Source organism: Shimazuella sp. NTD248, assembly GCF_059510395.1.
Genome location: NZ_JCAJZT010000019.1, coordinates 1 through 7504, shown reverse-complemented (window position 1 = coordinate 7504; position 7504 = coordinate 1). Strand labels below are relative to the sequence as shown.

Below are 7504 nucleotides of genomic sequence, written 5' to 3'. Positions count from 1 at the left end.
TGCAACTTGACGAAAAAGACACACATGTCTTTCTCTTCATCTATTTCCTATCCAATTTTCAAAGTGCGACTTACGCAACTTGTCCTTTACAAGAACAAGATGTTTTTTCTTTTGTGTCAGCCGTTTGAGTGTTGCTCGCGGCGACAAGAAATAATATAACACGGTCAAAAAAAGATTGCAACCCTTTTTTTAAAATTTATTTTTAGCATGTCACTTCATTTTATCCCTCAATCTGTTAAATCTCTCTACTGTATTATAAGTTTATTGCTTTTGACTAAGTAATTGGACATAGTCGCGTCAATGATTTTAAAGGGCATGTTTCTCTTAAAAACTGCAAAACAAAAAACTCCCGCTATTAGCAAGAGCTTTCAAGAGTTTACTTCCCTAGATACCGCAAATGAACAGTAAAAGTTGCGCCTTCTCCCTTTGTACTTCTGACTGTGATATCTCCTCCATGTGCCTCGATATACTCTTTTGCGATCGCTAAGCCCAAACCCATACCACCATGCTCGCGCGAGCGATCCTGATCTGCACGATAGAAACGATCAAAAATGTAAGAGAGGTGTTCGGAATCAATTCCGCTTCCATTATCTTTTATATGGATAAAAACATCTGGATTAAGTGCTTCTAATTGAACTAGTACCTTGCCGCCTGCTGGAGTATGACGGAGCGCATTGGTGATAAGATTAACAAATACTTGTGTGATTCGATTTGGATCAATGTACAGTAGAGGAAATGCGTTGTTATTAAGATATTCTAACCGCAGATCAATATCACGTTCAGATGCTTCCAATTGATACATACTTACAATATTGCTTAACAGACCACCTATATCTGTATCGCTCTTATGCAATGGTAGTTGTCCTACTTCTGCTAATGACAACTGATGTAAATCTTGAACCAAATGAATCAACCGAGCAACTTCATCTTGAATTGGCAGTAAGGTTTCAGGCTCTGCTTTTTTTATTCCTTGCTGAATCAATTCCATTTGACCCTGAATAATTGTCAAAGGTGTTCGAAGTTCATGTGCTACATCAGCTACTAAATGACTCCTCGCTTGTTCTGTTCGATATAAGCGATTGGTCATCAAATTAAACGTCTCACCAACTTCCCCAAATTCATCATTTGTATGAATTTCTAATTTTGCTTGCAAATCTCCATCTTTGATTTTTTTCATACTTTGTATCATGGATTGCAAAGGATTAGAGATAAAACTAGACAGCCAAATCCCTACTAACAATGCAATAAAGGAAGTAATAATAATCCCAATAAATGTACCCATCTTCATGGAATGGAATACCGTTTGCTCCATGATAGTAAGCCGATTGGAAATGCCAGTCGTTAGCTTTAAAATACCTACTTTTTCGTTATCGATCATGATATTTACCGTTACGATATCGCCATTCTTTTGATTATTCGGACCGAATTGGGATAACACATTTCCATAAATATCGGTCAGAACAATACTATCCATACGATCACGATCGCGGTTTTGACCAGCTAAAAAATGAACAAATCCATCTACTCCAAACCAAGAATTATTATTCTCCTGATAATAATAAGCAAGCTGGTTAGACCATTGCTCAGCACTTGCTTGTCTCATATTTTTCGCATAGCTTTCGAGCATTTGCTGGGTATATAAATAAGTGATTGCATAGTAAGCAGAACCGAGAAAAACAATTAAAACTATCAAGCTTAAAATCAATTTGTTTCGGAACTTCATTGAATATCTCCAAATCGGTATCCAACACCATGTACGGTTTGCACAAATCGAGGATTGGATAGATCATCTTCAATTTTTTTCCGTAAATGGCTGATATGACTATCGATACTTCTTTCATAACTGAGATAGGTGTCACCTGTTATGACTTGAAGTAATTGCAGTCGACTATATACTACACCCGGCCTGGTAGCTAGAGTAAGGAGAATTTGAAATTCAGCTGGAGTCAACATAACTTCTTTACCTTTCTTCAACACAACATGTTTCTCCTCATCTATTACAACATCTCCTCTTTGAATAACATGGGAATTCAAAGAGGATGGATTTGTTCTTCGTAAAACAGACCGAATACGAGCGGCTAATTCTCTAAGGCTAAACGGCTTGGTCATATAATCATCTGCGCCAACTTCCAATCCAACTACTCGGTCCATTTCTTCTGTTTTCGCAGTCAACATAATGATCGCCACATGAGATTTTTTTCTGATGTTCCGACAGACTTCTAGGCCGCTCATTTCTGGTAACATCCAGTCTAGGATAACAATATCCGGATTTTTATCGGATACTGTTTGAATTGCTTGACTGCCATTAGTAGCAGTCATCACATCAAATCCTTCTTGTATTAAGTAAGGCTCGATAACATTTAATACCTTCAATTCGTCATCAACCACAAGTACTGATGTTTTCATTTTTCAACCCCCTCTTGAACCTTTACTCATATCGTAAAGCCAATATAGGAGACAGCTTAGCTGCGCGATATGCGGGATATAATCCAAAAACCAATCCAATCACTAGTGATACAACAAAAGAAAGCCATACTGCGGTAAAGCTGATCGGAACATCACTTTGCATCAATATCCCAGCTATCCATGAACCGACAGCCCCGATCAAGATTCCAAAAACTCCCCCACACAAACCAACCAAACCACTTTCAAATAAAAACTGTTGCAAGACAGATTTTTTGGTAGCTCCAAGTGCTTTTCGTAAGCCGATTTCTTTGGTTCGTTCTGTAACAGAAACCATCATGATGTTCATGATACCGATGCCCCCAACTAAAAGGGAAATTCCTGCGATACCGCCTAAAAAAGTCTGCAAAGTTTTACTAACTGATGTCAATGTACTCAGCAAGGTTTCTTGGTTAGTAACAGTAAAATCTGCTGTATCTCGAAACGACAACTGGTGACTCGTGCGAAGTGTCATTTCCACTTCCCTTTGTGCTTGTTCCATCTGGTTAGAGTCTTTGGCAGAGGCATATATTATGATGCTGCTAGTTTCCCCTGCAATCTTCTTTTTCATCGTCTCAAACGGCACGATGATTTTATCATCGTTATTGGTAGCGCCACTTGATCCTTGAGAGGTAAGTACACCGATAACTTGGAAGTAAAGATTACCGATTTGAATCTTTTTCCCGATTGGATTTACGCCGGTACCAAATATATTTTCAGCAGCTGTCGTTCCTACTACTGCAACTTGAGCCGCATTTTGATCTTCTACCGTATTGAATGCTCTACCTGCAGACAGCGTCAAATTTCGAATCGTGAAAATATCTGGTGTCGATCCTTCGATACTCGTTTGAAAATTATTACTCTCATAAATAACCTGCGATCGGGAAGTAATAGTAGGAGCAACCGCTGACAATGAAGATAATTTACCCAATGCATCCACATCTTTTGTCGTTAAAGAATTAGAAGAACCAAGTCCTTGACTTACCCCATTGTCATCGGAAGATCCCGGAGATATGATCAATAAGTTTGAACCCAATCCCTGAATCTGAGATGTGACACTGCTTGTTGTAGCTCCACCAACGCTCATCAAGATGATAACAGATGCAACTCCTATCACAATTCCTAGTAAGGTAAGGATAGTTCTCATTGGATTTAACCTCAGACTTTTTACTGCTGTTTGCATCAACTGAACGGTACTCATTGAAATTCACCTACAGGCAGACGAATTGGAGCACTCACCAATTCGTCCTTAAAAATATTACCATCACGGAATCGAATAATCCGCCCAGCATGTTGACCTACTTCCTCTTCATGAGTAACAATCACAATTGTTTTTCCTTCTTGATTTAACTGTTGAAAAAGGGATAAAATCTCATTCGTTGATCTGCTGTCCAGATTTCCTGTTGGTTCATCGGCAAGAATAATATCCGGATCATTAACAATGGATCTAGCTATAGCAACTCTTTGTTGTTGCCCACCTGATAGTTGACTGGGATGATTTTGTCCCTTTTCCTTTGGATTCAATCCTACTCTCTCCATTGCCCTAGCAGCTCTTTCTGTGACGTTGCGTTTATGCTTTTTCTTGCCATACCAGAGAGGCAGAGCAATATTATCCAAGGCACTTGTACGAGCTAATAAATGAAAGCTTTGAAATACAAACCCAATTTTCTCATTTCGCAACGCCGCCATATCTTCCTCGCCTAATCGTGATGTGAGAACATTGTCAATCCAAACCTCTCCACTGGAAGGGGTATCTAACAACCCCATTAGATGCATGATAGTAGATTTCCCCGAACCAGAAGGACCCATAATTGCAACAAATTCACCTTTTTCAACAGTCAAATTAACCCGATTTGCAGCATAAAAAAGTTCGCCGCCCATATTGTATGTTTTACTTGTTTGTTTAAGCTGAATAAGTGCCATTAGTTCTGCCCTCCTCTACCTTGACCTGCTCCGCCAGATGGAACATTACCACCAAATCCTCCTCCATTCCCACCATTCGTTCCACCCATGAAACTGCGCTGGTTTTGATTACTGGAGTTAGAACTGCTAGAAGATGGAGTAATTGGAGTGTAGATAGCAACTTGGTCGCCTTCTTTTAACCCACTTTTCACTTCAACATAATCACCGCCATATAAGCCGGTTGTAACTGCAACAAAAGTAAGTCCTGCTGGTAAGTTGCTAGACTGATTGGCATTATTGCCGGAACTGTTTCCTTGAATATATACTCCTGTTTTTCCTTGTTGCTGTACAATCGCCGCAGTGGGTACGCGAAGTACATTCGCTTTCTGCTCTTGTGTTATTGTCACTTCTGCACTGACACCTGGAAGCAGTTTTGTACTAGAGCTTGTAGGTTTATCTACTTGAAGTACGACAGGGTAAGTAGTAACACCGCTATCTGTTTGTGGTAAATAACTAATTCCTGTTACTGTTGCTGTTAATTTGGTTTTTTCTTCATTTGACAGAACAGCTGTTGCAGTTTGTCCAGACTCGATTTTTTCAGCATCTGTTTGAGGAATATTTGCTTCAATCTTAAAATTACCAGTATCTAAGTTCGTAATAACTGCGATGGTATTACCACCAGAAGTAGATCCAGCATTTGAAGTTGTACCTGAGCTTGAATTCCCATTATTTCCGGATCCGGAAGATGTAGATGAGTTCGTAGAAGATGAACTGTCATTCAAATCCATCACTTGCATTACGGTCCCTGCAATTGGACTCTTTATCGTACAATCTGCTATTTGCTGTTCAATAGAATCTACACTCGCTTTTTGTTGATCAACATTTGCTTGTGCTTGTTTGATACTATTTTCATCTGGTTCTTTCGTAGTACTTTGACCTTTTGCATCGACGACCGTAGTCGTCTCCTCTGCTTGATCTAACTGCGCCTCTGCTTGATCTAACTGAGCTTGTGCCTGTTTTAATTGCAGCTCTAAATCAGAAGTATCCAACTGTGCAACTTTTTGCCCCTTCTTCACCTTTTCATTCGTCTTTACATAAACTGCCGTCACTTCTCCTGAACTTGTCAATGTAGCTTGATTTGCTGGATTTAGCGTTCCTGTCAAACTTACCGTTTTCTCTACATTCCCTTTATCAACCTGCGTCCAGCGTACGTTACCTTGTGTATCATCTGCTTCCGCATTCTTGGCATAAATCCAGTAGCCACCTCCTCCAGCGACTAGCACCAAAACAAGTAGAATACTCCATAATTTCTTACGAGATTTACCTTTCCCTGTCAAAATGACACCCCCTCTATGTATCACGCATAAAAACCATTATAAAGAGGACATTTGGAGATTATGTGGTGATAAATCAGAGAAAATTTGATATTGGTTGGAAAATTTTTGAATCAGCATTACCAAGACTATTAGTAACGGTAGAACTATTTTAATATTGAGGATTTTAATTTTCAGTATAGAGGAATATTATGGGGGGTTTTAAGCCAACTATAATCGAGAAAACTAAGACTTTTGTCCTAATGATGGATTTTGGAGCTGATACAGTTCTTGCTCTATAGAAAATAAAGTTATTTAAAAAAATCAATAAAAAAATGCCTCTTACTTAGAGGCATTTCATGAAAATAATGAAAGATAAGCTCCATATCCCTCTTTCTCTAAATCCTTTTTGGGAACAAAACGAAGTGCAGCTGAATTTATACAGTATCGTAGTCCATTAGGTCCTGGACCATCGGGAAACACATGCCCCAAATGGGAATCTGCTTCTTTACTTCTGACTTCCGTACGAATCATATTATGAGTGTAATCAGCCTTTTCTACGACCTCTGCTTCTTCAATTGGTTTCGTAAAGCTCGGCCATCCGCATCCTGCATCATATTTATCTTTAGAACTGAAAAGAGGTTTACCAGAGACAATATCAACATAAATGCCTTCTTCTTCATTATCCCAAAATTCATTTCGAAAAGGTGGCTCTGTTGCGTTCTGTTGCGTAACTTCATATTGTAAGGAAGTTAATTTTTTTAATTCCTCTTGACGTTTTTTCATCTTGATACCTCTTCTATTCTAGAATAGTTAAATTGCTTTGTGACTGTAATTCGAATCGATGGAAGGAAGTCATGATAGTGGGTTAAATACCATAAGTGTTTCCTCCATTAATGGATAAACATTGACCAGTGATAAATTTAGATTCCTCTGATGCAAGAAAAGTTACTGCATTTGCAATATCTAAGGGTTCGCCCAAACGATGTAACGGAACATGAACTCGATAATCTTCTGTTTCCAGCCCTTTATGCCGTTCTACTGGAATCCACCCTGGTGCTATTAAGTTTACCCTAATTCCGTAGGGTCCTAACTCGCTTGCCCAAGAACGAGTCATTCCAATCATCGCTGCCTTTGCAGTTACATAACTGGAAAAATGAGGATTTCCCAACTGAACAACTTCGCTGCCAATATTGATAATACTTCCCCTCATCTTTTTCTTCATACTGGGAAGTACCGTTTTAATGAGATATAGAGGTGCTTTTACGGAAAAATCCAATTGATCTTGATATGTTTGCCAACTACTGTCCTCAATGGACAACTCAGGTTGAGGTCCAGTTGCATTATTGACTATTACATCAATTGACTGTTTAAATGTTTTTTCCACCTTCTGTATAAGATGCTTGACCTCATTTTCCCTAGTAATATTAGCTCGAAAGTCAATCGCTCGACCATTTTCCCTTTCAATTAACTCAATTGTCTGTTTTGCATTTTTTTCGTTACTAGCATAGTTAACAGCAACATAAGCACCATTTCGGGCAAGTTCTAAAGAAATCCATCTTCCCAATCCCCTCGATCCACCAGTAACAAGGGCTACTTTTCCTGACAAACGTTTTTTTGTCACACCAAATCCCCTTTTCTTTACAGTACACTAATTTTTCTCTAATGGGATAACGTAATGGAAATTTTATTAATTTATTATGGGAAAGATTAATATGGCAGAGATAATAGAGGTTAATTCTATTCGTTATTATGCGCATGATGATAACTAAAAACCCCTCGTACATATGTACGAGGGGTTGAATTTTATTCCCTGAAAACCGAAGAGTGAGTAACACGCCTGATTA

Annotated in this window: 7 protein-coding genes; all 7 read right to left on the bottom strand. The window is 38.8% G+C overall.

Annotation, left to right across the window (positions count from 1 at the left end; all coding sequences use genetic code 11):
* Positions 1–376: 376 nt before the first annotated feature.
* The 7 genes from AC5WOE_RS19840 to AC5WOE_RS19810 all read right to left on the bottom strand — a co-directional run bounded on the left by AC5WOE_RS19840 (position 377) and on the right by AC5WOE_RS19810 (position 7281).
* Positions 377–1723 carry a HAMP domain-containing sensor histidine kinase gene (locus AC5WOE_RS19840; protein WP_496051585.1) on the bottom strand — a complete coding sequence of 449 codons (1347 nt, stop codon included), beginning with the start codon at positions 1721–1723 and terminating at the stop codon, positions 377–379.
* Positions 1720–2406 carry a response regulator transcription factor gene (locus tag AC5WOE_RS19835; protein ID WP_496051584.1) on the bottom strand — a complete coding sequence of 229 codons (687 nt, stop codon included), beginning with the start codon at positions 2404–2406 and terminating at the stop codon, positions 1720–1722. The genes AC5WOE_RS19840 and AC5WOE_RS19835 overlap by 4 nt, the downstream gene beginning before the upstream one ends.
* Before the next feature lie 22 nt (positions 2407–2428).
* Positions 2429–3643 carry an ABC transporter permease gene (locus tag AC5WOE_RS19830; RefSeq protein ID WP_496051583.1) on the bottom strand — a complete coding sequence of 405 codons (1215 nt, stop codon included), beginning with the start codon at positions 3641–3643 and terminating at the stop codon, positions 2429–2431.
* A complete protein-coding gene (locus AC5WOE_RS19825) occupies positions 3640–4365 on the bottom strand; it encodes an ABC transporter ATP-binding protein (protein WP_496051582.1) in 726 nt (241 codons plus the stop codon). Before AC5WOE_RS19825 ends, AC5WOE_RS19830 begins: the two co-directional genes overlap by 4 nt.
* Positions 4365–5681, bottom strand: coding sequence for an efflux RND transporter periplasmic adaptor subunit (locus AC5WOE_RS19820; protein WP_496053325.1), 1317 nt, complete (start codon positions 5679–5681; stop codon positions 4365–4367). Before AC5WOE_RS19820 ends, AC5WOE_RS19825 begins: the two co-directional genes overlap by 1 nt.
* Positions 5682–6014: 333 nt before the next feature.
* Positions 6015–6443 (bottom strand): peptide-methionine (R)-S-oxide reductase MsrB, encoded by a 429-nt coding sequence (gene msrB, locus AC5WOE_RS19815; RefSeq protein WP_496051580.1) that lies wholly within the window; start codon positions 6441–6443, stop codon positions 6015–6017.
* A gap of 82 nt (positions 6444–6525) precedes the next feature.
* Positions 6526–7281, bottom strand: a complete 756-nt coding sequence (locus AC5WOE_RS19810) for an SDR family oxidoreductase (RefSeq protein WP_496051579.1) — start codon at positions 7279–7281, stop codon at positions 6526–6528.
* Positions 7282–7504 lie beyond the last annotated feature (223 nt).